The organism is Streptomyces ambofaciens ATCC 23877, from assembly GCF_001267885.1.
GTDB classification, from domain to species: domain Bacteria; phylum Actinomycetota; class Actinomycetes; order Streptomycetales; family Streptomycetaceae; genus Streptomyces; species Streptomyces ambofaciens.
In genome coordinates, this window is sequence record NZ_CP012382.1 from 7,148,667 (window position 1) to 7,174,102 (window position 25,436).

24 protein-coding genes are annotated in these 25,436 nt (G+C 73.3%); 14 read left to right on the forward strand and 10 right to left on the reverse strand.

Translation table 11 applies throughout. From position 1 onward, the window contains the following. Window positions 1-85: 85 nt before the first annotated feature. The gene (locus SAM23877_RS31370) at window positions 86-898 is read left to right on the forward strand and encodes an SAM-dependent methyltransferase (RefSeq protein WP_053140425.1); all 813 of its coding nucleotides are present in this window, start codon (window positions 86-88) and stop codon (window positions 896-898) included. Then, a complete protein-coding gene (gene rmdA, locus SAM23877_RS31375) occupies window positions 895-3,039 on the forward strand; it encodes a cyclic Di-GMP phosphodiesterase RmdA (protein ID WP_053140428.1) in 2,145 nt (714 codons plus the stop codon). Before SAM23877_RS31370 ends, rmdA begins: the two co-directional genes overlap by 4 nt. 279 nt (window positions 3,040-3,318) lie before the next feature. On the opposite strand, the gene SAM23877_RS31380 is transcribed toward rmdA, so the two are convergent. Further along, window positions 3,319-4,203, reverse strand: coding sequence for a LysR family transcriptional regulator (locus SAM23877_RS31380; protein WP_053140430.1), 885 nt, complete (start codon window positions 4,201-4,203; stop codon window positions 3,319-3,321). A 131-nt stretch (window positions 4,204-4,334) separates the two neighbouring features. Here SAM23877_RS31380 and SAM23877_RS31385 point away from each other — a divergent pair, with 131 nt between their 5' ends. The 6 genes from SAM23877_RS31385 to SAM23877_RS31410 all read left to right on the forward strand — a co-directional run bounded on the left by SAM23877_RS31385 (window position 4,335) and on the right by SAM23877_RS31410 (window position 10,533). Continuing rightward, window positions 4,335-5,006 (forward strand): succinate dehydrogenase, encoded by a 672-nt coding sequence (locus tag SAM23877_RS31385; protein ID WP_053140433.1) that lies wholly within the window; start codon window positions 4,335-4,337, stop codon window positions 5,004-5,006. 1 nt (window position 5,007) lies between these two features. After that, window positions 5,008-6,957 carry a fumarate reductase/succinate dehydrogenase flavoprotein subunit gene (locus SAM23877_RS31390; RefSeq protein WP_053140437.1) on the forward strand — a complete coding sequence of 650 codons (1,950 nt, stop codon included), beginning with the start codon at window positions 5,008-5,010 and terminating at the stop codon, window positions 6,955-6,957. Then, window positions 6,954-7,703, forward strand: a complete 750-nt coding sequence (locus SAM23877_RS31395) for a succinate dehydrogenase/fumarate reductase iron-sulfur subunit (RefSeq protein ID WP_053140440.1) — start codon at window positions 6,954-6,956, stop codon at window positions 7,701-7,703. The genes SAM23877_RS31390 and SAM23877_RS31395 overlap by 4 nt, the downstream gene beginning before the upstream one ends. 215 nt (window positions 7,704-7,918) lie before the next feature. After that, window positions 7,919-8,689, forward strand: coding sequence for a GNAT family N-acetyltransferase (locus SAM23877_RS31400; RefSeq protein ID WP_053140442.1), 771 nt, complete (start codon window positions 7,919-7,921; stop codon window positions 8,687-8,689). Then, on the forward strand, window positions 8,689-9,600 hold the full coding sequence (locus SAM23877_RS31405) for a lysophospholipid acyltransferase family protein (protein WP_079030549.1): 912 nt from the start codon (window positions 8,689-8,691) through the stop codon (window positions 9,598-9,600). Before SAM23877_RS31400 ends, SAM23877_RS31405 begins: the two co-directional genes overlap by 1 nt. 6 nt (window positions 9,601-9,606) lie before the next feature. Then, the gene (locus tag SAM23877_RS31410; protein WP_053140445.1) at window positions 9,607-10,533 is read left to right on the forward strand and encodes a DUF2382 domain-containing protein; all 927 of its coding nucleotides are present in this window, start codon (window positions 9,607-9,609) and stop codon (window positions 10,531-10,533) included. Window positions 10,534-10,576: 43 nt separating this feature from the next. Here SAM23877_RS31410 and SAM23877_RS31415 read toward each other — a convergent pair whose 3' ends face one another. Continuing rightward, the gene (locus SAM23877_RS31415) at window positions 10,577-12,922 is read right to left on the reverse strand and encodes an ATP-binding cassette domain-containing protein (protein WP_053140448.1); all 2,346 of its coding nucleotides are present in this window, start codon (window positions 12,920-12,922) and stop codon (window positions 10,577-10,579) included. 78 nt (window positions 12,923-13,000) lie between these two features. Continuing rightward, the gene (locus SAM23877_RS31420; RefSeq protein ID WP_053140451.1) at window positions 13,001-14,020 is read right to left on the reverse strand and encodes an LLM class flavin-dependent oxidoreductase; all 1,020 of its coding nucleotides are present in this window, start codon (window positions 14,018-14,020) and stop codon (window positions 13,001-13,003) included. Window positions 14,021-14,079: 59 nt separating this feature from the next. Here SAM23877_RS31420 and SAM23877_RS31425 point away from each other — a divergent pair, with 59 nt between their 5' ends. Further along, the gene (locus tag SAM23877_RS31425) at window positions 14,080-14,571 is read left to right on the forward strand and encodes a phosphatase domain-containing protein (RefSeq protein WP_053140453.1); all 492 of its coding nucleotides are present in this window, start codon (window positions 14,080-14,082) and stop codon (window positions 14,569-14,571) included. Window positions 14,572-14,610: 39 nt separating this feature from the next. On the opposite strand, the gene SAM23877_RS31430 is transcribed toward SAM23877_RS31425, so the two are convergent. Next, window positions 14,611-14,826, reverse strand: coding sequence for a dodecin (locus tag SAM23877_RS31430; protein ID WP_053140456.1), 216 nt, complete (start codon window positions 14,824-14,826; stop codon window positions 14,611-14,613). A 245-nt stretch (window positions 14,827-15,071) separates the two neighbouring features. Here SAM23877_RS31430 and SAM23877_RS31435 point away from each other — a divergent pair, with 245 nt between their 5' ends. Continuing rightward, window positions 15,072-16,334, forward strand: a complete 1,263-nt coding sequence (locus tag SAM23877_RS31435) for an extracellular solute-binding protein (protein ID WP_053140459.1) — start codon at window positions 15,072-15,074, stop codon at window positions 16,332-16,334. Between the two features lie 34 nt (window positions 16,335-16,368). Here SAM23877_RS31435 and egtD read toward each other — a convergent pair whose 3' ends face one another. The 4 genes from egtD to egtA are packed head-to-tail and all read right to left on the reverse strand — an operon-like array spanning window position 16,369 to window position 20,781. Next, window positions 16,369-17,331, reverse strand: coding sequence for an L-histidine N(alpha)-methyltransferase (gene egtD, locus SAM23877_RS31440; protein ID WP_053140463.1), 963 nt, complete (start codon window positions 17,329-17,331; stop codon window positions 16,369-16,371). Continuing rightward, entirely contained in the window at window positions 17,328-18,128 is an 801-nt protein-coding gene (egtC, locus tag SAM23877_RS31445) for an ergothioneine biosynthesis protein EgtC (protein WP_053140466.1), read from the reverse strand. The genes egtD and egtC overlap by 4 nt, the downstream gene beginning before the upstream one ends. After that, on the reverse strand, window positions 18,128-19,483 hold the full coding sequence (gene egtB / locus SAM23877_RS31450) for an ergothioneine biosynthesis protein EgtB (protein ID WP_053140469.1): 1,356 nt from the start codon (window positions 19,481-19,483) through the stop codon (window positions 18,128-18,130). Before egtB ends, egtC begins: the two co-directional genes overlap by 1 nt. Beyond that, a complete protein-coding gene (gene egtA, locus SAM23877_RS31455) occupies window positions 19,480-20,781 on the reverse strand; it encodes an ergothioneine biosynthesis glutamate--cysteine ligase EgtA (protein ID WP_053140472.1) in 1,302 nt (433 codons plus the stop codon). The genes egtB and egtA overlap by 4 nt, the downstream gene beginning before the upstream one ends. 288 nt (window positions 20,782-21,069) lie before the next feature. On the opposite strand from egtA, the gene SAM23877_RS31460 reads away from it, so the two are divergent. Next, window positions 21,070-21,915 (forward strand): TIGR02452 family protein, encoded by an 846-nt coding sequence (locus tag SAM23877_RS31460; protein ID WP_053140475.1) that lies wholly within the window; start codon window positions 21,070-21,072, stop codon window positions 21,913-21,915. Here SAM23877_RS31460 and SAM23877_RS31465 read toward each other — a convergent pair. Beyond that, window positions 21,900-22,346, reverse strand: a complete 447-nt coding sequence (locus SAM23877_RS31465) for a type II toxin-antitoxin system PemK/MazF family toxin (protein ID WP_053143056.1) — start codon at window positions 22,344-22,346, stop codon at window positions 21,900-21,902. The genes SAM23877_RS31460 and SAM23877_RS31465 overlap by 16 nt on opposite strands. Before the next feature lie 365 nt (window positions 22,347-22,711). On the opposite strand from SAM23877_RS31465, the gene SAM23877_RS31470 reads away from it, so the two are divergent. Both SAM23877_RS31470 and SAM23877_RS31475 read left to right on the forward strand, forming a co-directional pair. Beyond that, window positions 22,712-23,641, forward strand: coding sequence for an NAD(P)-dependent oxidoreductase (locus SAM23877_RS31470; protein WP_053140479.1), 930 nt, complete (start codon window positions 22,712-22,714; stop codon window positions 23,639-23,641). Between the two features lie 80 nt (window positions 23,642-23,721). Beyond that, a complete protein-coding gene (locus SAM23877_RS31475) occupies window positions 23,722-24,147 on the forward strand; it encodes a PPOX class F420-dependent oxidoreductase (RefSeq protein WP_053140482.1) in 426 nt (141 codons plus the stop codon). Between the two features lie 37 nt (window positions 24,148-24,184). On the opposite strand, the gene SAM23877_RS31480 is transcribed toward SAM23877_RS31475, so the two are convergent. Continuing rightward, window positions 24,185-24,826, reverse strand: coding sequence for a LysE family translocator (locus tag SAM23877_RS31480; RefSeq protein ID WP_053140485.1), 642 nt, complete (start codon window positions 24,824-24,826; stop codon window positions 24,185-24,187). A 163-nt stretch (window positions 24,827-24,989) separates the two neighbouring features. Between SAM23877_RS31480 and SAM23877_RS31485 the strand changes: the two genes are divergently transcribed. After that, complete coding sequence (locus SAM23877_RS31485; protein ID WP_053140488.1) at window positions 24,990-25,418, forward strand: VOC family protein; 429 nt, start codon at window positions 24,990-24,992, stop codon at window positions 25,416-25,418. The last annotated feature ends 18 nt before the right edge of the window (window positions 25,419-25,436 follow it).

A 25,436-nucleotide genomic window follows, 5' to 3' on the forward strand; every position in this document is an offset into this window, starting at 1 on the left:
TCAATTTCCGGTTGGGCTCGCCCGTTTGGCGGGCGATCAGTAGCCTCTGCTCGAACACCGGATCGCCAATGCCTTGGAGAGCTAGATGGAGCGTCCCGCCTGGGCCCCTCGCAGCATCGACATCACGGTGCCCAGCGTGTCCCGGATCTACGACTTCTACCTGGGCGGTTCCCACAACTTCGAGGTCGACCGGGAAGCGGCCCGCAGGGCCATGGAGTTCATGCCGGGCCTCCCCAAGATCATGCAGGCGAACCGGGCGTTCATGCGCCGGGCCGTGCGCCTCGCGGCCGACGAGGGCATCGACCAGTTCCTGGACATCGGCTCCGGCATCCCCACCTTCGGCAGCGTCCACGAGGTGGCCCGGGCGGCCCGGCCCGGCGCGCGCGTGGTGTACGTCGACCACGACCCGGTGGCGGTCGCGCACAGCGAGGCCGTCCTGGCGGGCGACGACGACGCGGCCGTCGTGGCCGGCGACCTCCTCAAGCCCCGGGACATCCTCACCGACGCCCGGGTGGAGCGGCTGATCGACCTGAATCGGCCGGTGGCCCTGCTGCTGGTTGCCATACTGCACTTCGTGGAAGACGCGGACGACCCCTACGCGGCGGTGGCCGAGCTGAGCCGAGCGCTCGCGCCGGGCAGCCTGCTCGTCCTCACGCACGCCTCGTACGAGGGGATCCCGCTGTCCGCCGAGCGGGCCGGGGGCGCGGTGGGGGTGTACAAGGACATCCGCAATCCGCTGATCATGCGTTCGCGCGAGGAGATCGCGCGGTTCTTCGAGGGGTACGACATGGTGGAACCCGGACTGGTTCCGATGCCGCGCTGGCGGCCCGAGGGGGCGCCGGAGGACGAGGACCCGTACGCGTTCTCCGGTTTCGCCGGCGTGGGACGTACGGCGTGAGCGCGGAACCGGACGGTGCGCAGGACAGACTGCGCCGGTTCGCGACGATCTGGAGCCGGGCCGTCTTCCCGGTGACCTCGACGTCGTCGACCCGCCTCGAGTTCGAGGAGCAACTGCTGCCGCTGGCCCGCCGGCTGCGCGAGGTGCTGCGCGCCCGCGGCTTCGAGGCGGAGGAGGCCAGGGCGGTCGGCGCCGCGCTCGTCGACGCGCACTGCACCGACCCGGAGGCGCTCGCCCGGACGCTGGACTGCATCGACGCCTACCTCGTGCTCTACTGCGGCGAGGACGGAGACCCCGAGCACCTGCGGGCCCGTTCGGCGCGGCTCCAGCACGCCATGGCGGCCGGGTTCGCCGGGGCGCTGCGCGCCAGGACCCTGGCCGAGCAGGAGGCCATCGCGCAGGCCGCGCTGAAGGCGCAGGGCGTGGTGGCCGAGGCCCTGCACGCCAGCGAGGCACGCTTCCGCGCGGTCTTCGAGGGCGCCGCCATAGGCATCGGCATCGCCGACCTGGACGGCAACGTCCTCCAGGTCAACGGGGCGTTGATGCGCATGTTCGGCATCGCCGACCCGAGGCTGCGCGGCCGCAACGTCCGGGAGTGGTCGCACCCCGACGACGCGCCCCAGACCTGGCGGCTCTACGACGAGCTGGTGCGCGGCGAGCGCGAGGCCTACCACCTGGAGAAGGCCTTCTACCGGCCCGACGGCACCGTCCTGTGGACCAACCTCACCGTCTCCCTGCTGCGCGACGCCGACGGCAGCCCGCAGTACCAGCTGGCGCTGATGGAGGACACCACCGAGCGCCGGCTGCTCAACCTGCGGCTGCGCTACGAGGCCACCCACGACGCGCTCACCGGCCTGCCCAACCGCAGCTTCTTCTTCGAACGCCTGGAGAAGGCCCTCAATGCGGGGCCAGGCCAGCGGTACGGCCTGTGCTACCTCGACCTCGACGGCTTCAAGACGGTCAACGACAGCCTCGGCCACGCGGCCGGCGACCGCCTCCTCGTGGAGGTCGCCGATCGCCTGCAGTCCTGCGCCACCGCACCCGGCGAGATGGTCGCCCGGCTCGGCGGCGACGAGTTCGTGGCGCTGACCACCGGCCCCGACACCCCGCGCGAGGTCGACGAACTGGCCGGTCGGATCATGAACGCGTTGCTCGCCCCGATCAGCGTCGACGGCCGCGAACTCACGGTCCGCGGCAGTATCGGCATCGTCGAGGGCCCCGCGGGGGAGCGCAGTCCCGCCGAGGTGCTGCGCAGCGCCGACATCACCATGTACCGGGCCAAGTCGGCGGGGGGCAACCGCTACGAGCTGGCCGACCCGGAGGCCGACGCCCGCGTCATCACCCGGCACGGTCTGACGACCGCGTTGCCGGCGGCCCTGGAGCGGGGCGAGTTCTTCATCGAGTACCAGCCGCTGGTGCACCTCGGTGACGGCAGTGTGCACGGCGCCGAGGCGCTGGTGCGGTGGCTGCACCCGCAGCACGGTGTCCTCGGCCCGGACCGCTTCATCCCGCTCGCCGAGCACACGGGGCTGATCGTGCCGCTGGGCCGCTGGGTGCTGGAGCAGTCCGTGCGGCAGGCCCGCGTCTGGCGGGAGCGGTACGGCGAGAGCACCGCCGCCGGCCCGCTGCGCATCAACGTCAACCTCTCGCCCTGCCAGCTCACCCACCCCGGCCTGGTGCAGGACACCGTGGACATCCTGGAGCGGACCGGGGTCGCGCCCGACGCGCTCTGCCTGGAGGTGACGGAGTCGGCGCTGATCGGCGCGGACGACGACCTGCTCAAGCCGCTGCGCCGGCTGGCCGAGATGGGCGTGGACATCGCCCTGGACGACTTCGGCACCGGCTACTCCAACCTCGCCAACCTGCGCCGGCTGCCGGTGAGCGTGCTCAAGCTGGACCGCTCCTTCACCCAGAGCATGCAGCGGTTCCCGGCCGACCCCGTCGACCTCAAGATCGTCGAGGGCATCGTCGCCCTGGCCCACAGCCTGGACCTCACGGTCACCGTGGAGGGTGTGGAGACCGGCGCCCAGGCCGAGCAGCTCCGCATACTCGGCTGCGACACGGCCCAGGGCTGGTACTACGCCCGCCCGGGTCCACCGGAGCGCCTGCACGAACTGGCCCTGGTGGACGCCACGGGCTGACCGGACGTCCGGCTCCGGGACGGCCCCGGAGCCCCGCCCCGGGCAGCCGCGGCGACCGCCGCCGCCGCGCCAACCAGAGCCGCGGTCGCCGCGCGGACCTGGGCCGCGGTCGCGGGGCGGACCAGGGCCGCGGTCGCCGTGGCACGGGACGTGACCCCGGCGGGCATGGCCGGCGTACCGGCGGGCCCCGGTGGCACGCCCGGAACCGCGCGCGCGGGCCGCCGGTGGTGCGAGGAGCCCCTCAGGACGGCCGTGCTCGCCCGACCCGCGGAGCGCGGCTCACCGCTCCAGCAGCATCCGCTGCAGCTCCCGCGCCGCCCTCGGCGGAGCCACGTCGCTGCGGTGGGCCAGGGCGATGGTCCGGTGCAGCCCGGGCCGGACCAGCGGGGTGACCCGCAGTCCGCGCCCGGACCGCGCCGCCACCATCCGCGGGACGACCGCCATCCCCAGTCCCGCCCGTACGAACCCCAGCACCGCGTCCATCTCCCCGCCCTCGACCGCGAAGTCCGGTTCGAAGCCCTCCGCGCGGCACGCCGCCACCGTCAGCTCGCGCAGGTCGTAGCCGTGCCGGAACATCACCAGGCGCTCGCCCTCCAGGTCGGCGACGCGCACCGCCCGCCGCCCACCGCCCGGGCGGTGCGACTCCGGGGACGACACCACCACCAGGTCCTCCCGGAGCAGCTCCACCGTGGTCAGCGAAGGCGACGCGGTGGGCAGCGGGAGCACCACCAGGGCCAGGTCGAGCGCGCCGCGCGCCAGCTGGCGTACCAGGTCGTGCGAACCGCCCTCCTCGATCATGAGCTGGATGCCGGGATACCGGTCGTGGAAGGCGCGCAGCACGTCGGGCAGCAGCCCGGTGCACAGGCTCGGGGTGGCGCCCAGCCGCACCCGGCCGCGCCGCAGCTGCACCAGCTCCAGCACCTCGTGCCGGGCGGTGTCCGCGTCGGCCAGGATGCGCCGGGCCAGCGGCAGCAGCGCCTCCCCGGCGTCGGTCAGCGTGATGTTGCCCCGCGCCCGCAGGAAGAGGTCGGCGCCCAGCTCCCGCTCCAGCGCCTTGATCTGCTGGGACAGCGACGGCTGGGCCACGTGGACCACCTCGGCGGCCCGCGTGAAGTGCCTGGTCTCGGCGACCGCCACGAAGTACTGGAGCTGTTGCAGCTGCATATCGCAAGCATACGACCTGCATAGGCAGAGCCTATGGAAACGAGGCGGACCATGTCTTGGACCGATGGGCCCTCGGCCCCGTAGCGTCCTGTGACATGGCTCTGGCAACGCGGACGGACCGACGGCCGTCCATGGCGCGCACGGTGTGGGACTCGACCGTCGGCAAGAAGACAGTGATGGCGGTCAGCGGTCTCGTCATGCTGCTCTACCTGGTCGCCCACATGATCGGGAACCTGAAGATCTTCTTCGGGACCGAGGAGTTCAACCACTACGCCCACTGGCTGCGCACGGTCGGCGAGCCGTTCATGCACTACGAGTGGACGCTCTGGCTGATCCGCGTCGTGCTGGTCGTCGCCGTCGTCGCCCACGCCGTCTCCGCGTACCAGCTCAGCCGCCGCGACATCAAGGCGCGGCCCAGCAAGTACGTGCACCGCAAGAAGCGGGCCAGCTACGCGACGCGCACCATGCGCTGGGGCGGGATCATCCTCGCCCTGTTCATCGTCTGGCACATCCTGGACCTGACGACCGGCACCGTGCACCACGGCGGCTTCGAGACGGGCAAGCCCTACCAGAACGTCGTGGACACCTTCTCCACCTGGTACGGCAACGTCATCTACATCGTCGCGGTGCTCGCCGTCGGCCTGCACATCCGGCACGGCTTCTGGAGCGCCGCCCAGACCCTCGGCGCCGGCAGCCGCACCCGCGACCGCGTCCTGAAGACGACCGCGAACGTCCTCGCGCTGCTGCTCACGATCGGCTTCGTCGCCGTACCCGTGGGCGTCATGACCGGAGTGGTGAGCTGAAATGACAACCTACGCCGACTACACGACCGGTGAGCCGATCGCCGACACCAAGGCCCCGTCCGGGCCCGTCCACGAGCGCTGGGACACGCGCCGTTTCGAGGCCAAGCTGGTCAACCCCGCCAACCGCCGCAAGCAGACGGTCATCGTCGTCGGCACCGGGCTCGCGGGCGGCTCCGCCGGCGCGACCCTGGCCGAACAGGGCTACCGCGTCGTCCAGTTCTGCTACCAGGACTCACCGCGCCGCGCCCACTCCATCGCCGCGCAGGGCGGCATCAACGCCGCGAAGAACTACCGCAACGACGGCGACTCCGTCCACCGGCTGTTCTACGACACCGTCAAGGGCGGCGACTTCCGCTCCCGCGAGTCCAACGTGCACCGCCTCGCGCAGATCTCCGTGGAGATCATCGACCAGTGCGTGGCGCAGGGCGTGCCCTTCGCGCGGGAGTACGGCGGCCTCCTCGACACCCGCTCGTTCGGCGGGGTCCAGGTCTCCCGCACCTTCTACGCCCGCGGGCAGACGGGCCAGCAGCTGCTGCTCGGCGCCTACCAGGCGCTCAGCCGGCAGATCGCGGCCGGGAACGTCGAGATGCACCCCCGCACCGAGATGCTCGACCTGATCGTCGTGGACGGGCGGGCGCGCGGCATCGTCGCGCGTGACCTGATCACCGGAAGGATCGACACGTACTTCGCGGACGCCGTGGTCCTGGCGAGCGGCGGTTACGGCAACGTCTTCTACCTCTCCACCAACGCCATGAACTCCAACGCGACCGCCGTGTGGCGGGCGCACCGGCGCGGCGCGTACTTCGCCAACCCGTGCTTCACGCAGATCCACCCCACCTGCATCCCGCGCACCGGCGACCACCAGTCCAAGCTGACGCTGATGAGCGAGTCGCTGCGCAACGACGGCCGGATCTGGGTCCCGAAGGCCAAGGGCGACGACCGGCCGCCGAACAAGATCCCCGAGGACGAGCGCGACTACTACCTGGAGCGCATCTACCCGTCCTTCGGCAACCTGGTGCCCCGCGACATCGCCTCCCGCGCCGCCAAGAACGTCTGCGACGAGGGCCGGGGGGTGGGCCCCGGCGGCCAGGGCGTGTACCTGGACTTCGCCGACGCCATCGAGCGGATGGGCCGCAAGGCGGTCGAGGCCAAGTACGGCAACCTCTTCGACATGTACCAGCGGATCACCGACGAGGACCCGTACCGGGTGCCCATGCGGATCTACCCCGCCGTGCACTACACGATGGGCGGGCTGTGGGTCGACTACGACCTCCAGACCACCGTCCCCGGTCTCTTCGCCATCGGCGAGGCCAACTTCTCCGACCACGGGGCCAACCGGCTCGGTGCCTCCGCGCTGATGCAGGGCCTGGCCGACGGCTACTTCGTCCTCCCGGCCACCATCAACGACTACCTCGCCCGCAACCCGCACAAGGACGAGGTCGACGCCGCCCACCCCGTGGTGCAGGAGGTGCTGGCCGAGACCGAGGACCGGCTCAACCTGCTGCTGTCCGTCGACGGCGACCGCACCCCGGACTCCTTCCACCGCGAGCTCGGCGAGCTGATGTGGGAGTTCTGCGGCATGGCCCGCACCGACTCGGGGCTGCGCAAGGCGCTGGAGCGCATCCCGCAGATCCGCGAGGAGTTCTGGCGGCGCATCAAGGTTCCCGGCACCGGCGAGGAGTTCAACCAGTCCCTGGAGAAGGCCAACCGCGTCGTCGACTACCTGGAGCTCGCCGAGCTGATGTGCCTCGACGCGCTGCACCGGGCGGAGTCCTGCGGCGGCCACTTCCGCGAGGAGTCCCAGACCCCCGACGGCGAGGCGGCCCGCAGGGACGAGGAGTTCGGCTACGCCGCCGCCTGGGAGTTCACCGACACCGGCGCGGCCCCCACCCTGCACAAGGAAGACCTGGTCTTCGAGTACGTCCACCCCACCCAGCGGAGCTACGCATGAAGCTCACCCTGCGCGTCTGGCGGCAGAAGAACGCCGACGCCGACGGCGCGATGTCCACGTACGTGGTGGACGGCATCTCCCGGGACATGTCCTTCCTGGAGATGCTCGACACCCTCAACGAGGAGCTCATCCTCAAGGGCGAGGACCCCGTCGCCTTCGACCACGACTGCCGCGAGGGCATCTGCGGCGCCTGCTCGCTGGTCATCAACGGAGACGCCCACGGTCCCGAGCGCACCACCACCTGCCAGCTGCACATGCGGTCCTTCCAGGACGGCGACACCATCGACATCGAGCCGTGGCGGGCCGCCGCCTTCCCGGTCGTGAAGGACCTGGTCGTCGACCGCTCGGCCTTCGACCGCATCATCCAGGCCGGCGGCTACATCACCGCGCCGACCGGTGCGGCACCGGAGGCCCACGCCGCGCCGGTGCCGAAGCCGGACGCCGACTTCGCCTTCGAGCACGCCGAGTGCATCGGCTGCGGGGCGTGCGTCGCGGCCTGCCCGAACGGAGCGGCGATGCTGTTCACCTCCGCGAAGGTGAACCACCTGAACGTCCTGCCGCAGGGCGCCCCCGAGCGGGAGACCCGGGTGCTGGACATGGTGGCGCAGATGGACGACGAGGGCTTCGGCGGCTGCACCCTCGCCGGCGAGTGCGCGACGGCGTGCCCCAAGGGCATCCCGCTGATGTCCATCACCAGCATGAACAAGGAGTGGCTGCGGGCCACGCGCAAGGTGGCGAAGCGCTAGCCCCCAGGACGTTCGCCGAGAGGTGCGGACGGACGGGGCCGGGAGAGGTGCTCCTCCCGGCCCCGTCTCGCATGCGCCCCTGGCATTCAGCAGCCGCACATCCCCTCTCCCGGCCCAGGTCACGCACCGGTCAACCGGCAGCGGAAGAACAGGTGCGGCGGACCGCGCACCCTCGGTCCGCCGTCGCCGCCCCGGCCCGTGACCAGGAGAGTGCCATGACCGGCGTACTGACCGCACACCGTCCGACCGAGCCCGCCGCACCGCACCGCTACACCGTCACCCTCGCCCGCGACGAGGAGGAGGTGCGGGCCGCGCAGCGGCTGCGGCACGACGTCTTCGCCGGGGAGATGGGCGCGCTCCTCGCCAGTCCGCAGCCCGGGCACGACGTCGACCCCTTCGACGCGTACTGCGACCACCTGCTGGTGCGCGAGGAGACGACCGGGCAGGTGGTCGGTACCTACCGGTTGCTGCCCCCGGAGCGTGCGGCGGTCGCCGGACGGCTCTACGCGGAGAGCGAGTTCGACCTCGCGGCCCTGGACGCGATCCGTCCCGGACTGGTCGAGGTCGGTCGGTCCTGCGTGCACCCCGACCACCGTGACGGGGCCGTCATCGGGCTGATCTGGGCCGGCATAGCCCGCTACATGACCGACCGGGGCCACGAGTGGCTGGCGGGCTGCTGCTCCCTTCCGCTCGCCGACGGCGGTGCCCTCGCCGCCGGTACCTGGAGCCGGGTGCGGGCCAGGCACCTGGCGCCGGACGAGTACCGGGTCCGGCCGCTGCTCCCGTGGGTCCCGCGCGCCTCGGCGCCCGCCGGCCGCACCGAGCTGCCGGCCCTGCTGCGCGGCTACCTCCGCCTCGGCGCGTGGGTGTGCGGGGAGCCCGCCCACGACGTGGACTTCGGCGTCGCCGACCTGTATGTGCTGCTGCCGATGAGCCGGGTCGACCCCCGCTACCTGCGGCACTTCCTCTCGCTCGTCCCGGCCTGATGAACGCCTGGCTGCCCACCGCGCCCTGCACCCCCGCGGCGTGCCTGGAGCCGTCCCGGCCCGCGACGGCCGTGCCGCTGGCCGTGCTGCGGCTCACCGTGGTCGCCGTGCTGCTCCTCACCGGGACCGCGACCGTCCTCACGCCGCTCGGCCGGCTGGTCCCCGCCGCCGTGGTGCGGTGCTGGTGCCGGTGGATCGTACGGGCCGCCGGCGTCCGGGTCCGCGTCTCCGGGGCCGCTGCGCCCACCGGCGGGCTGCTCCTCGTCGCCCACCACGTCTCGTGGCTCGACATCCCCCTGCTCGCCGCCGTCCGTCCGGCGCGGATGCTGGCCAAGAGCGAGATCCGGTCCTGGCCGGTGGCGGGCGCGCTCGCCGCGCGCGGGGGCGTGCTGTTCATCGAGCGGGACCGGTTGCGGGCCCTGCCCGACACCGTCGCCGCGATCGCGCGGGCCCTGCGCGCGGGCGCGGCCGTCGCCGCCTTCCCCGAGGGCAGCACCTGGTGCGGCCGTGCGCACGGCCGCTTCCGCGGGGCCGTCTTCCAGGCCGCCCTGGACGCCCGGGTACCGGTCCAGCCGGTCCGCATCCGCTACCGGACCGGGGGGCGGACGGTGAGCACGGCGCCCGCGTTCGTCGGCGACGACACCCTGCTCGCCTCCTTGTGGCGGGTGGCGTCGGCGCGCGGGGGCATCACCGCCGAGGTGGAGGTCCTCCCCGCCGTACCACCGGGCCGCCACCGCGACCGGCGCGCCCTCGCCGACGCCGCCCAGCCGACGGAATCCCGGTCGTCGACGGGCCGGGACGGTCACCCCGGGAAAGCACCTTCGAAAAGTACGCGCCCTTTGTTCCTTATGTTCCGTTTTCGTAAGGCTGATGAGGACATCCGGAAGGCAGGCACTCCGGAAGGAGGGTGATGCCAGATGATCACCCGTGAAGAGATCGCCAACGTCCTGGACCACCCGGTCTACGACGGGGACGGCAACAAGATCGGCGAGGCCAAGCACGTCTTCTTCGACGACATGACCGGCCGCCCCGAGTGGGTGAGCGTCAAGACGGGCATGTTCGGCTCCAACGAGTCCTTCGTGCCCATCCGCGACGCCGCGCTGGTGCAGGACCACCTCGAGGTCCCGTACGCCAAGGACCAGGTCAAGGGCGCGCCCAATGTCGACGTCGACGCGGGCGGGCATCTGTCGGAGACCGAGGAGCACCGGCTCTACGACTACTACGGCATCAACTGGGACAGCGTGCTGTCCGAGGCCGAGCGCACCGACGACGGCCGCTGGGCCGCGGGCCCGGGCGAGAACGCGGACATGGGCACCGGTACCGGCACCGGCACGGACATGGGCACCGCCGGCACACACCTCGGCACCGGCATGGGCTCGGCCGGCCTGGCCGGTACGGCGGGCGGCACGACCGAGTACGAGGAGGGCACGGACCGCACGGGCATGCGGGACGACGCGATGACCCGCTCCGAGGAGCGGATGCACGTCGGCGTCGAACGGCGTGAGTCCGGCCGGGCCAGGCTGCGCAAGTACGTGGTCACCGAGGAGGTTCAGCAGACCGTTCCGGTGAGCCACGAGGAAGTGCGGGTGGAGCGCGAGCCGATCACGGACGCCAACCGTGACGAGGCGCTCTCCGGGCCGGAGATCGGCGAGGCCGAACACGAGGTCACGCTGCACGAGGAGCGCCCCGTCGTGGAGACCGAGACGGTCCCGGTGGAACGCGTCCGGATGACCACGGAGGAGCACGTCGAGGACGAGACGGTACGCGGCCAGGTCCGCAAGGAGCGGATCGAGGCCGAGACCGAGTCCTTCACCGACGACGAGACGCGCCGGGGCCGCGAGTAACCGCCCCGCCGCCACCGCGGGCACGAGCGCCGGTGACCGGCCCTCACCGGCGCTCCCCGCCCGCCAGGGCCCGGGCCAGATACGGCGCCGTCGCACTGTCGCCCGCCCGTGCCACCTCGGCCGGCGGTCCCGCGGCGACGATCCGGCCGCCCGCCTCACCGCCGCCCGGACCCAGGTCGATCACGTGGTCCGCGCCCGCCACCACCGTCATGTCGTGCTCGACGACCACGACGGTGTGCCCGGCGTCGACGAGACCGTGCAACTGGCGCATCAGCACCTCGACGTCGGCCGGATGCAGACCCGTCGTCGGCTCGTCGAGGAGATACAGGGTGTGCCCGCGCCGGCCCCGCTGCAGTTCGCTCGCCAGCTTGATGCGCTGCGCCTCCCCGCCGGACAGCTCGGTCGCCGGCTGACCCAGCCGCAGATAGCCGAGCCCCACGTCGAGCAGCGCGGCCAGGCTGCGCGCGACCGCCGGCGTGTCCGCGAAGAACTCCGCGGCGCCCTCCACCGTCAGGTCGAGCACCTCGGCGATGTTCCGCCCCCGGTACGTCACTTCGAGCGTCTCCGGGTTGTACCGCGCCCCGCCGCAGTCCGGGCACGGCGTGTACGTACTGGGCAGGAAGAGCAGCTCCACGCTGACGAAACCCTCGCCCTGACAGGTCTCGCAGCGCCCCTCGGGCACGTTGAAGGAGAACCGTCCCACGCCGTAACCGCGCTCCCGCGCCTGGTCGGTGCCCGCGAAGACCTTGCGTACGACGTCGAAGAGCCCCGTGTACGTGGCCAGGTTGGAGCGCGGGGTGCGTCCGATCGGGCGCTGGTCGACGGAGACCAGCCGGCCCACGCCGGGCAGGTCCTGCGAGATCGCGCCGATGAGCGTCGACTTGCCGGAGCCGGAGACACCCGTGACCGCGGTGAGCGCGCCGAGCGGGAACCCGGCACTCACCCCGCGCAGGTTGTGCCGGGTGACCGGCCCGACCGTCACCGTGCCGCGCGGGATCCGCGGTGCGCGGACGGGTGCGGCGGAACGGCCGAAGAGGTGCCGGGCCGTGGCGGACTCGGCGGCACCGGCCAGGCCGTCGACCGGACCGCTGTACAGCACCCGCCCACCGTGTTCGCCCGCCCGCGGTCCGACGTCCACGATCCAGTCGGCGCCGCGCATCACGGCGAGATGGTGTTCCACCACGAACACCGAGTTGCCCGCCGCCTTCAGCCGCCCCAGCACCGTCAGCAGCGCCTCGGTGTCCGCCGGGTGCAGTCCGGCGGACGGCTCGTCCAGGACGTACACCACCCCGAACAGCCCGGAGCGCAGCTGCGTCGCCAGGCGCAGGCGTTGCAGCTCGCCCGCCGACAGGGTGGGCGTCGGGCGGTCGAGGCTCAGATAGCCGAGCCCCAGCTCCACGACGGGCTCGATCCGCGCGGTGAGGTCCCCGGTGAGCACCTTCGCCGTCTCGCCGTCCGTGGGCAGCATCCCGGCGAGGTCCCGGAGCGGCAGCGCGGCCAGCTCGGCGATGGTGCGCCCGGCGACCGTGACCGCCAGGGACTCGGGCCGCAGCCGGCCGCCACCGCAGACGGGGCAGGGGGCGCTGGTGAGGAAGCGCTCCGCCTTCGCCCGCAGGGCGGCGCTCCTGGAGTCGGAGAAGGTCTTCATCACGTACCGCCGGGCGCTCGTGTACGTGCCCTGGTACGGCCGCTGGATGCGGCCCGCGTCCCGCACCGGGTGCACCGTGACCACCGGCTGCTCGTCCGTGAACAGGATCCACTCGCGCTCCCGGGCCGGCAGCTCGCGCCACGGCCGGTCCACGTCGTGACCGAGCGCGTCCAGGACGTCCCGCAGGTTCTTGCCCTGCCAGGCGCCCGGCCACGCGGCGATCGCCCCCTCCCGGATCGACAGCGACGGATCGGGGACCAGCAGCTCCTCGGTGGTCCGGTGCACCCGGCCGAGCCCGTGGCATTCCGGGCACGCCCCCGCCGCCGTGTTGGGCGAGAAGGCGTCGGAGTCGAGCCGCGCGGCGCCCGGCGGGTAGTCACCGGCGCGGGAGAACAGCATCCGCAGGGAGTTGGACAGGTTGGTGACCGTGCCGACCGAGGAACGGGACGTCGGCGCCGCACGGCGCTGCTGCAGCGACACGGCGGGCGGCAGTCCGGTGATCTCGCCGACCTTCGGGGCGCCGACCTGCTGGATCAGACGGCGGGCGTACGGCGCGACCGACTCGAAGTACCGCCGCTGCGCCTCCGCGTAGACCGTCCCGAACGCCAGCGACGACTTCCCCGAGCCCGAGACACCGGTGAACACGGCCACCACGTCCCGGGGGACGTCCACGTCCACGCCCTTGAGGTTGTGCTCACGGGCGTCGCGCACCCGGACGTACGGGTCGTGAGGGCTGTGCATGGGGGAACTCCGAACGGTCCTCGGGCGTGGTGGTCCTCGGTCGCGGTGGTCTCGGCCGGGGGGACAAACCCCGCGATCCTACGCCGGTGCGGCGGCCGTCGCCGTGCCGGTGACGCGGGCGAGCCGCCGGTAGGAGTCCAGCAGCGCCGCCCGGTCGTACGTACTGGTGGTGACGAGGACCTCCTGCGCTTCCGTCTCCTTCACGAGCCCCTCCAGCTCCTCGGCGACCTGTTCCTCGGTGCCCGCGATGTGGCCGGCGAGTCCGGACTCGTACAGTTCGCGTTCCTTCGCGGTCATCGTCCGCGCCTCGACGTCCTCGGCCCGGGGCAGGGGAGGGAAGGTGCCGCGGGTGCGGGCGTGGGCCATGGACCAGGCCTCCGGTACCAGGAGCCGCCGGGCCGCTTCGGGCGTGGCGGCCACCGCGATCGTGCCGGAGACGACGACGTACGGCTCGGGGCTCCACTCGGAGGGGCGGAAACCGGCGCGGTAGCGGTCGATGCCGCGGCGCATCCGGTCGCGGTCACGCAGGTCCCCGATGACCATCGGCAGGCCGGCCCGGGCCGCGACCGCCGCGCCCTCGCCCATGGCCAGCACGAAGGGCGGGACCGTCAGCCCCTCCGCGGGGCGGGCGTGCACGCCGGTCGGGGAGGTGCCCCGGAACCAGTCCAGCAGCTCGGCCAGTTGGGCGCCGAAGTCCTCGGCGTCGTCCTTGTCCCGGCCCAGCGCCTTGCGCACCCCGTCGGTGAAGCCCACCGAGCGGCCCAGGCCCATGTCGATCCGGCCGGGGAAGAGCGACTCCAGCACGCCGAACTGCTCGGCGACGACCAGCGGCCGGTGGTTGGGCAGCATCACGCCGCCGGTGCCGACCCGGACGGTGCGGGTGGCGCCGGCCACGGCGGCGGCCAGCACGGTCGGCGCGGAGCCGGCCACGCCGGGCACACCGTGGTGCTCGGACACCCAGAACCGGTGGTAGCCGAGCCGCTCGGCCTCCCGCGCCAGCTCCACGGTGTCGCGCAGCGCCTCCGGGGCGGTGCGGCCCTCGCGGATGCGGGAGCGGTCCAGGACGGAGAATCGGGTGGTCGCGATTGCTGAGCTCACACGGGGTTCAACGTCCGCGGGGCGCCAGGATTCCCGGCGCCGCGTTCTAGGGTGGAGCGGTGAGCGACGCCAAGAGGCCTCCGGTGGCCGTGTTCGACCTGGACAACACCCTCGCCGACACCGCGCACCGGCAGCGGTTCCTGGAGCGCCGGCCGCGTGACTGGGACGCCTTCTTCGCCGCCGCGCCCCACGACCGGCCGCTCGCGGAGGGCATCGCGCTGGTGCGGGAGCACGCCGAGGACTGCGGGATCGTCTACCTGACCGGGCGGCCCGAGCGCTGTCGGCGCGACACGCTCGACTGGCTGGCCGCGCACGGGCTGCCGGCGGGGCCCGTGCACATGCGGGGCAACGCCGACCGCCGGCCCGCCCGGCGCACCAAGCTGGAGATCCTGCGACGGCTCGCGCGCACCCACGAGGTCCGGGTCCTCGTGGACGACGACGAACTGGTCTGCGACGACGCCGAACGCGCCGGCTTCACCGTCGTCCGGGCACGCTGGGCGGCCCGGTCGGCTCAGCTGCGCATCGCGCAGGAGCGCGAGGGCCGCACCTGACCGTCCGGACGGGCCGGGAGCGGGGCGCCTCCCTCGCCGTCAGTCCGACTCCTCCAGGCGGAAGCCGAGCTTCAGGCCGACCTGCCAATGTGCGACGACCCCTTCCTCGATCTGGCCGCGCACCTGGGTCACCTCGAACCAGTCCAGGTTGCGCAGCGTCTGCGAGGCGCGGGTGATGCCGTTGCGAACGGCCTGGTCGACGCCGTCGGGCGAGGTGCCGACGATCTCGGTGACCCGGTAGGTGTGGTTCGACATGCGGGTGCTCCCTTCCGCGGGGCAGCGTGTGCCGTACGTCACTCCACCGTGCCCCAAGCGGCGGCGGAGCGCGAGACGTCGGCGGCCGGGCCGCGCCACCCCCTTGACCTCCGCATTGGTCCATACCAAAATCTCAGACACCCGTTCGAGCCTCGGAGCTCGATCCCCCCACGTCGGGTCTCCCTTCGCGTGCGCAGGACCTTCCTGTCCGCTCCGCCCCTGTCCGTCAGACAGAAGGACCCCTCGTGAGACGTCGCCTGCTCGCCCTTGTCTGCGTGTCCGCCTCCCTGCTCAGCGGCTGCGGCCTGGCGTCGCAGGAGGGGGGCGGCGAGCGGCGCACCGTCACCGTGTGGCTGATGAAGGACAGCGCCTCGCAGGACTTCCTGCGCCGGTTCACCGAGGACTTCGAGCGGGAGCACTCCGGTTACGACCTCGACATCCGGATACAGGAGTGGACCGGGATCGGCGACAAGGTGCAGACCGCCCTGAAGGCCGACGGCACGGACGGTCCCGACGTCGTCGAGGTCGGCAACACCCAGGTCCCGCAGTACGCGGAGGGCGGCCGGTTGCAGGACCTGACGCTGGAGTCGATGCGCGACTGGGGCATCCGCGACTGGCTGCCCGGTCTCGCCGAACCGGGACAGTGGCTGTCCCAGCAGTTCGGCATCCCCTGGTACGCCGCCAACCGCGTGGTCATCTACCGCAAGGACCTGTTCGAGCAGGCCGGCATCACCGAGCCGCCCCGCACCCGCGAGGAGTGGCTCACCGCCACCGAAGCGCTGGACTCGGTCGCCGACCAGGGCATCTACCTGGCCGGCCAGGACTGGTACACGCTGTCCGGATTCATCTGGGACGAGGGCGGCGAGCTGGCCACGCAGAACGGCGGGGTCTGGACGGGCGCCCTGGACTCCGAGGCCGCCCTGCGCGGTATGGACTTCTACCGCGAGTTGCAGGCGCTGGGCGACGGCCCCGTCGACGCCGACGAGGAACACCCGCCGCAGGCCGGCGTGTTCGCCCAGGGGCGCGTCGCGCAGATCGTCGCGGTGCCCGGGCTCGCCCGGTCCATCGTGCGCGAGAACCCCGAACTCGAGGACAAGCTGGGCTTCTTCCCGGTGCCGGGCAAGAGCGCCGACAAGCCCGGTGCCGTCTTCACCGGCGGCTCCGACCTCGTCGTCCCGAAGAACACCGACCAGCGGGAGGGCGCCCTCGCCGTGGTGGAGGCACTCGTGGGCACCAAGTGGAACACCGAGCTGGCCCGCACCATGAACTACGTGCCGAACAAGAAGTCCCTCGCCAAGGCCGTCGCGGGCGAGGAAGGGGTCGCCGCCATGGCGGCCGGCGCCGCGCAGGGACGGGCGACCCCCGGCACGCCCCGGTGGGGCGCGGTCGAGGCGGACAACCCGATCAAGGACTACATGACGAAGGTGCTCACCGGGGCCGACGCGGAGTCGGAGGCCGCGCGGGCCTCCGACCGCATCACCGGACTGCTGGACCTCGACGCGGGCTGACGCCCGGCGCGCGCGGACCCTCACCCCGCGGTGCTCAGCGCACCGTGCTCAGCGACAGCGCGAAACGGTCCTCGCCGTCCGTCCACCAGTGGGCCAGCTCCAGACCCGCCGCGGCCAGTTCGGCGCGTACGCCCTCCCGCCGGAACTTCGCGGACACCTCGGTGCGCAACTCCTCCCCGTCCGCGAAGTCCACGGCCAGGTCGAGCGCCTGGACCTTGACCGTCTGCGCGGCGCGCGAGCGCAACCGCATCTCGATCCACTCCCGTTCGGCGTTCCACACCGCCACGTGCTCGAAGGCGGCGGGCGCGAAGTCGGCTCCCAGCTCCCGGTTGATCACGGACAGCACGTTCCTGTTGAAGGCGGCGGTCACCCCGGCCGCGTCGTCGTACGCCCGGACCAGCACCCGTTCGTCCTTGACGAGGTCGGTGCCCAGCAGCAGCGCGTCGCCGGGGGAGAGCAGGGCGCGTACGGCGGTCAGGAACGCGGCGCGTTCGCCGGGCAGCAGGTTGCCGAGCGTGCCGCCGAGGAACGCCACCAACCGGGGGCCCGGCGTCCCGGGCAGCGTCAGCCCTCCCGTGAAGTCGGCGATCAGCGCGTGCACCTCGAGGTCCGGCCGTTCGGCGACGAGCGCCTCCCCGGCCTGGGTGAGCGCGCTCTCGCTGACGTCGACCGGCACGTAGGCGCGCAGACCGGTCAGCGCGTCGAGCAGGAACCGGGTCTTCTCAGATGAACCGGAGCCCAGCTCCACCAGGGTGCGGGCGCCGGTCGCCGCCGCGATCTCGCCGGCCCGGTCGACGAGGATCTCCCGCTCGGCACGGGTCGGGTAGTACTCCGGCAGTGCGGTGATCTCCTCGAACAGCTCGCTGCCCCGCGCGTCGTAGAACCACTTGGGCGGCAGCCACTTGGGCGTGCTCGTCAGGCCCGCCAGGACGTCGGCGCGCAGGGCGGCGTCCGTGGCGTCCTCGGGCAGCGTGCGGGTGAGGCGGAACGGGCTCACGTACGGGGCTCCTTCGGGGAGACGAAAGCGTCGGCGACGGCGTTGCCGCCCGGGTCCTTGAGCGGGGTGAGCTGCACGTCCGTGCGGCTCGCCGTGAGCAGGGTGCGGTCGGGGACCTCCTGCCAGTGCGGGTCGTCGTCGTACGGCTCCGAGGCGACGACGGTGCCGCCGCCGGGGCGGGTCAGGTACCACAGGGTGTCGCCCCAGGTGGTGGCCGTGACGGTGGCGCCGTCGGTGAGCAGCAGGTTGAGCCGGGAGGCGGGGGCCGCCGCGGCGACCTCCAGCACCGTCTCGGCCAGCGCCCGGCCCCCGTCGTCCCCGGCACGCAGCCGCGCCAGCACCAGCGCCCACACGAGCGCCGAGTCGTTGCGGGCCTCCAGCGCCAGCAGGTCCTCCGGCGGCAGCGTCCCGGCCACCCGCGCCAGCGACCCGGGCCACTGCGCCACGGCTCCGTTGTGGCTGAACAGCCAGGTCCCCGCGGCGAACGGCGCCGCCGCGGCCTCCGCGTCCGCACCCGAGAGCGTGGCGTCCCGCACGGCGGCGAGGAGAGCGCCGGCGCGCACGACCCGGGCCAGGTCGGCGAACGACTGGTCCGCCCAGATGGGCCCGGCCCGGCGGTACCGGGCCGGCACCGGGTCGCCCTCGGCGTACCAGCCGACGCCGAACCCGTCGGCGTTGACCGTGCCGTACCGCTGGTGCCGCGGCGCCCAGGACTGGCGGTACAGGCCGTGCGGCGGCGTCACCAGGAGCCGGCCGAGCGGTTCCTCGGGGCCCGTGTAGGCCAGGTGACGGCACATCAGGAGGCCTCCACCGAACGGGCGGTACGGAAACCGGAGAAGATCTGCCGCCGGGTCGGATAGTCCCAGTTGCGGAACGTGCCCCGGCAGGCCACCGCGTCCACGGCGAACGAACCGCCGCGCAGCACCTTGTACTCCGGCCCGAAGAACACCTCCGAGTACTCCTTGTACGGGAACGCCTCGAAGCCCGGGTACGGGGTGAAGTCGCTCGACGTCCACTCCCACACGTCGCCGATCAACTGCCGTATCCCGAGCGGTGACTCCCCCGCCGGGTAGCTGCCGGCGGGAGCCGGGCGCAGGTGCCGCTGCCCGAGGTTGGCGTGTTCCGGGCCCGGGTCCGCGTCTCCCCACGGGTAGCGGGCCGTGCGGTCACCGGCCGGGTCGTGGCGGGCGGCCTTCTCCCACTCGGCCTCGGTGGGCAGCCGCCGCCCGGCCCAGCGGGCGTAGGCGTCCGCCTCGTACCAGCACACGTGCACCACCGGCTCGTCGGCCGGTACGACCTCGGTGACGCCGAAGCGGCGGCGCAGCCACTGCCCGCCGTCACGGCGCCAGAACAGCGGGGCGGTGAGGGAGTGCCGGCGGACGTGGTCCCAGCCCGCCGGGGCCCACCAGCGCGGGTCGTCGTAGCCGCCGTCGTCGATGAACGCCTGGTAGGCGCCGTTGGTCACCGGCGTGGTGTCGAGGTGGAACGGCGCCACCTCGCGGCGGTGCGCGGGGCGTTCGTTGTCCAGGGCCCACGGCTCGGTCGAGGTGCCCATCGTGAACGGCCCGCCGGGCACCAGGACCTCCGCCGGGCCGGTGAACAGCGGCACGGGCTCCGGGTCCGGGGCGATCAGGGCCTGGGGCCCCTTGCGGAGCTGATGGGTGATCAGCATGGTCTCGTCGTGCTGCTGCTCGTGCTGGGCGATCATCCCGAAGGCGAAGCCCGCCTCGGTCAGCCTCGTCCCGTGGAACGCGGCGCCCTCCAGCACGTCCAGCGCACGGGCGCGGACGTCGGCCGCGTACCGGCGGGCCTCCGCGGGCGACAGGAGCGGCAGCCGGGGCCGCTCGGCGCGCGGATGCTCGAAAGCGTCGTACAGGCTGTCGATCTCGGGCCGTATCGCCTCCTGCCCGCCGACGGCGCGCAGCAGCCACTGCTCCTCCTGGTTGCCGATGTGCGCCAGGTCCCACACCAGCGGGGACATCAGCGGCGACACCTGGCCGGTCAGGTCGGGGCCCTCCACGCAGCTGGTCAGCAGCGTCGTACGGTCACGGGCGGTGACGAGCGTGGCCAGGGCCCGCTCGCGCAGGGTCCCGGCGTCGACGGCCCCCCCGGCGGCGGTGTCGGTGGCGGTCTCCATGGCGGGGTCGGTCATGGGCGGGTCTCCCTCCCGTGCGGGCCACGGCTCGCGCCGTCCGGCATGTCCAGCAGATCGTCGGCGGGGCAACGGCCCCTGCGCACGTAGCGCTCCAGATGCCCCGCGACGGCGTCGGTGACCTCGGTGGTGGCGCCGAGCCGGGGCAGGGCGGCGAGCGCCGCCTCGAAGCAGGTGACGGCCGCCTCGCGCAGCTCCGGATCGGTGAGGGCGTCGCGGGCCGCGTCCTCGTACAGCGGGTTGTGCGGGGCGGGCCGGCCGAGGGTGCGTTCGGTGAGGGGCTTCACGGCCCGGTAGGCGGTCTCGGTGGCCTCCGGGTCGTCGAACAGCGCCGCCGTCACGGCGAGCGGCACCCTCCAGCCGTCGTCCCCGGGCTGCGCGTCGATCATGCGCAGTTCCAGGTGGCCGCGCGGTCTGACCGGCGGGAACAGCGTGGTCAGGTGGTAGTCGAGATCCTCCAGGGTCGGCGGTCGCGGCCTCCCGCTCCTGATCCACTCCCGGAAGGTCAGGCCCTCCGGCACGTCCCAGGGACCGCCGTCCCTGCGGACGCACATCACCGGCGCGTCCAGGACGTGCCGGGTCCAGGTGCCGCGCGGGTCGGTGTCCAGCGCGGGGCCGCCCGCCCGGCCGGGGCCGATCTGGGCCCACCGCAGCTGCCGGGTGGACCGCCAGCCGGTGAGCCGGCCGCCGGCCAGCGGGGAGTTGGCGAACGCGGCCAGCAGGACCGCGCCGAGCTGGTGGGCCAGCCACCACCGGCGCACATGACCGAGCGGGCCGGGCTCCTCGTGCCCGGCGTCCAGGCACACCTGCACGGAGGCGGAGGTGCACATCATGTAGCGGCCGGCCGGGCCGCCGCGGTCGAGGCAGGCCTCCATGGCGTCGTACCGCGGCTGCCGCAGGAAGCGGCGCGGCACCTGCCAGGGGTCGTGGCCGAGGCCGACGAGGCCGAGACCGTCCTCACGCAGGACGGCGCGGACGGCGGCGAGGTCGGCGGAGACGGTGTCGACGCACTCCGTCAGGGAGGCGGCGGGGAGCGAACTCAGCTCCAGCTGGCCGCCGGGTTCCACGGTCAGCGCGGACCTCAGGGGCACGGCCCGCAGAGCGGTGTAGACCGCGTCGAGCCGTTCGGGGGAGACGGGGAGCCGCGGCTCGCGCAGCTCGTGGACGAGCCATTCCACCTCGACGCCGAGGCGCGTCGGTGGGCCGGTCTTGAAGCAGATGCCGTGGACCAGCGCCTCGACCTCGGCTTCGGTGGCAGTGGTGCGTGGCCGGGTACAGCCACTTACCGTATCGGACATGTCGGGATCCTCCTGGGGGTTCCATCCATGCCACCGACCCGGTCGTGGTGGGCCGGGTCGGCACACTCGTCCCACCCAAGACCCTCGCGCCGCTCCGCACAAGGGTGCATATCGGGGCGTTTCCGCTCTGCGAACTCCGTGTCCCGTCCGTTTCCGGGGGATTCCCCCGTCGTTCCCCGGCCGGGAAACTCCGTTGCACCGCCCCACCAGCATCACCCAGGATTCCTCCATGAGCACGACGGGGGAGACCGCGCGGCGCGCGGTCATGGCGTCCACGGGGGTGGCGCCATGAGCGCGCGCCTGCGGGGCATCGCACAGCAGACCGAGCAGATCGTGACGGCGGGGGCCTACCGCGCGCCCGACGGGAGCGAGGTGGCGATCGGGGCGGCGGTCGAGGCGGCACGGGCCGGCACGCGGCTGTACGGGCCGGAGCCGGTGGTGGTGCCCGCGTTCACCCCGGTGCGGACGGACTTCGAGGTCACCGGCGAGAGCAGCCTGGAGGCCGCCCACCGCCTCGGCGACGAGGTCGCGGTCCTGAACTTCGCCTCCGCCCGGAACCCCGGCGGCGGCTACCTCAACGGCGCCCAGGCCCAGGAAGAGGCCCTGTGCCGGGCCTCCGCGCTCTACACCTGCCTGCTGCGGGCCCGCGAGTTCTACGACCACCACCGCGCCCACCGCGACCCGTTCTACACGGACCGCGTCATCCACTCGCCGGCCGTCCCCGTCTTCCGCGACGACCGAGGCCGCCTGCTGGATGAGCCGTACACCGCCGGCTTCCTCACGTCCCCCGCGCCCAACGCGGGCGTGGTGCTGCGCACGGCCCCGGAGCGCGCCGCCGGACTGCCCGCCGCCCTGGCCGTGCGCACCGAGCGGGTCCTCGAGACGGCGGCGGCCCAGGGGTACCGGACACTGGTGCTGGGCGCCTGGGGCTGCGGGGTGTTCCGCAACGACCCGGCACAGGTCGCCGGCGCCTTCCGGGCGCTGCTCGGGCCCGGCGGACGCTTCGCGGGCGCCTTCGAGCGGGTCACGTTCGGCATCCTGGACCGCACGCCGGGCGGCACGGTCCGGGAGGCGTTCGCGCGTGCCTTCCCGGAGGGGCGGCGGGGCGGCTCGGGGCCTCAACTCCAGCCGTAGCGCTCCCGCAGCCGCTGCCGGACGAGGTTGAACCGCATCCGGTCCAGAGCGCAGGCCTCACGGCGCATGCCGGCGTCGTGCAGCCGCAGCACCCGGTCCACGTCGACCCAGGAGTCCCGTCCCGACCGGTCCCACGGCCCGCTCCCGATCGGCACCCAGTCGCGGTCCGCGACGTGCGGTTTGCTGGAGAGCGGCACGGCCAGCAGCGTGCCGGCCGCCTCGCGGGCCACGACGAGCACCGGTCGGTCCTTGCCCCGCCCGTCGTTCTCCTCGTAGGGCACCCACGTCCAGACGATCTCGCCGGGATCGGGGTCCCCGTCGTACGCGGGGGAGTACTCGGTACGCACCCGGCCCACGCTCCGGGGGTCGGCCCCGGTGGTGGCGGAGGGGCCGTGGCGGCCGGGAACGGTGTCGTTGCTGAAGGCGCTCACGGCCGTACCGTACGGGACGCGCACGAGCGGCCCGGCGGCCGGTCCGGTCCGGACCGGGCCGGGGATGCGGGCAGGGTGGTCGCGTGGGGATCGGGGCGGGGTGGTCGTGCGGGGATCCGGGCAGGCAGGTCGCGCGGGGATACGGGGAGGTCGTTGCGCGGGATACGGGGAGGTCGTGCGGGGATACGGGGAGGTCGTTGCGCGGGATACGGGGAGGTCGTGCGGGGGTCAGGGCAGGAGACCGCGCGGGCCGGGCCGGCCGGGCCGATGCGCGCCGTCCGCGGCCGGGTGGCAGGCTGATCACCGCACCCCGCGCCGCCCGTGGACCCCGGCCGGCCACCGCACGAGGACAGAAAGCCGACGTCATGACCGACCAGCTCACCGTGAGTGTCCTGGGCACCGGCATCATGGGTGCCGCGATGGCCCGCAACCTCGCCCGCGCCGGACACACCGTCCGCGTCTGGAACCGCAGCCGGGACAAGGCCGAGCCGTTGGCCGCCGACGGCGCGCACGTCGCCGACAGTCCCGAGGAGGCGGTGCGCGGGGCCGACGCCGTCCTCACCATGCTGTACGACGGCCCGGCTGCCCTCGACGTCATGCGACGGGCCGCCCCGGGACTGCGCGCCGGTACCGCGTGGGTGCAGTCGACCACCGCCGGCGTCGACGCGGTCGCCGACCTGGCCGCCTTCGCCCACGAACACGGCCTCGTCTTCTTCGACGCCCCCGTACTGGGCACCCGTCAGCCCGCCGAAGCCGGCCTGCTCCTGGTGCTGGCCGCCGGACCGGCCGCCGCGCGGGACGCGGTGACCCCGGTCTTCGACGCCGTGGGCTCCCGCACCGTGTGGACCGGCGAGGACGGCGCGGCCGGCAGCGCCACCCGGCTGAAGCTGGTGGCCAACAGCTGGGTCCTGGCCGCCACCAACGCGGTCGGTGAGGCGCTCGCGCTCGCCAAGGCACTCGGCGTGGACCCGGACGGCTTCTTCGACGCCATCGCGGGCGGCCCGCTCTTGGGCTACCTGCGGGCCAAGGCCGGCCTGATCCGCGACGGCGCGCTGACACCCGCCCAGTTCGCGGTCACCACCGCCGCGAAGGACGCCCGGCTGATCGTGGAGGCCGCCGAGGCGAACGGCGTCCGTCTGGACGTCGCCGCCGCCGGCGCGGAACGCCTGGCGCGCGCCGCGGCGCAGGGGCACGGCGACGAGGACATGGCGGCGGCGTACTTCGCCAGTTTCGACGAGACGACGTCCGATGCGGGCGGCGCGACGTCCGACGCGGAAGACAAGACGTCCGACTGAGCGCGTCCGGGGTACCGGGTGAGTGGAACGACCGGAACGCCGACGTAGCCTCGGCGCACACCAAGACCAGAGGAGTCCGCATGTCCAAGCCGCCCCTGCCGCCCGAGGCCGTCGACCTGCTGCGCCGGCCGAACCCGTGTGTCATGGCCACCCTCCGCTCGGACGGTGCGCCCGTCTCCACACCCACCTGGTACCTGTGGGAGAACGACGGACGGGTCCTCATCAACTTCGACGAGGGCCGGGTACGGCTGGGGCACGTGCGCCGCGACCCGCGCGTGACCCTCACCGTCCTGGCGGGCGACGACTGGTACACGCACGTCACCCTCATCGGCCGGGTCACGGAGATCAGCGACGACGAGGGCCTCACCGGCATCGACCGACTCTCCACCCACTACACGGGCAACGCCTACCCGAACCGGGACCGGGCCCGGGTCAACGCCTGGGTCGAGGTCGAGCGCTGGCACGGCTGGGGTGCGATGCGAGACAGCGACCAGGCGTCCGGCTGAGCCGCGGCCCGACGGCGCCCGCGGCCACGGACGCCACTCAGTCCCCGTGCCCGGTCGTGGCCACGGTGACGCCGAGACCGATCATCGCCAGGCCGCCCGCCCCGCCGACGGCGGACAGCCTGCGCGGTGAACGGGCGAACCAGTCGCGTGCGCCGGCCGCGAGCAGCCCCCACAGGCTGTCGCAGGCCAGCGCGATGGCGTTGAAGACCAGACCGAGCAGCAGCATCTGCACGGCTGCCCCGCCCCGCTCCCGGTCGACGAACTGCGGCAGCACGGCGGCGAAGAACACGAGGGTCTTGGGGTTGGTCACCCCGACGGCGAACCCCTCCCAGAAGGTGCGCCGCAGGCCTTCACCCCCCTGCGCGTCGTCCGCGAACACGGCCTGCGGACACCGGCGTTCGCGCCACGCCCGCACACCGAGGTGCACCAGGTAGGCGGCGCCCGCCAGCTTCAGCACGGTGAAGACGACGGCCGACCGCTCGACGACCGCCCCGACGCCCAGGGCGACGGCGGCGACGAGGACGTAGGCGCCGAGGGTGTTCCCGGCCACCGTGGTCAGCGCGGCGCGGCGTCCCCGCGCCAGCGCCCTGCCGACCACGAACAGCACGCTGGGACCCGGGACCACGATCAGGAGCAACGACAGCGCCGCGAAGGCGAGCAGACGGTCGGGGGACACCATCGCTCCATGCAAGCACGGGGCGGGCGCGGCGTTCCACGGGATATCACCGGGTATCGACACCCCGGGGGACCTCGCCTAGGATCCACGGCGCGGCATCGCGTGTCGGTCACCGTCCGGGTGAGGCATGGAGGCGCCGCGGAGATGCCCGTGGAGGCATTGACCCGTGTCAGTCGAGTTCAACCACACCATCGTCCACTCCCGGAACAGGGAGAAGTCCGCGCACTTCCTCGCCGGAATCCTGGGGCTGGAGGTCGGCGAACCCGCCGGAGTGTTCCTCCCCGTGACGACCGCCAACGGCGTCACCCTCGATTTCGCCACCGTCGACATCGACATCCCCGTGCAGCACTACGCGTTCCTCGTCTCCGAGGACGAGTTCGACGCGATCCTCGCCCGGCTGGTCGAGGGCGGCATCCCGGTACAGGCCGACCCGCAAGGTCGCCACCCGGGCCGGATCAACCGCAACGACGGGGGCCGGGGCGTGTACTTCAGCGATCCGTCCGGGCACGGCATGGAGGCCTTCACCCGCCCGTACGGAAGTGATCCGTCGTCGCCGCTGAACGGCGTCACACAGGACGTCCCCGGGGCACGCTGACCGGTCGGCGGCGGACCG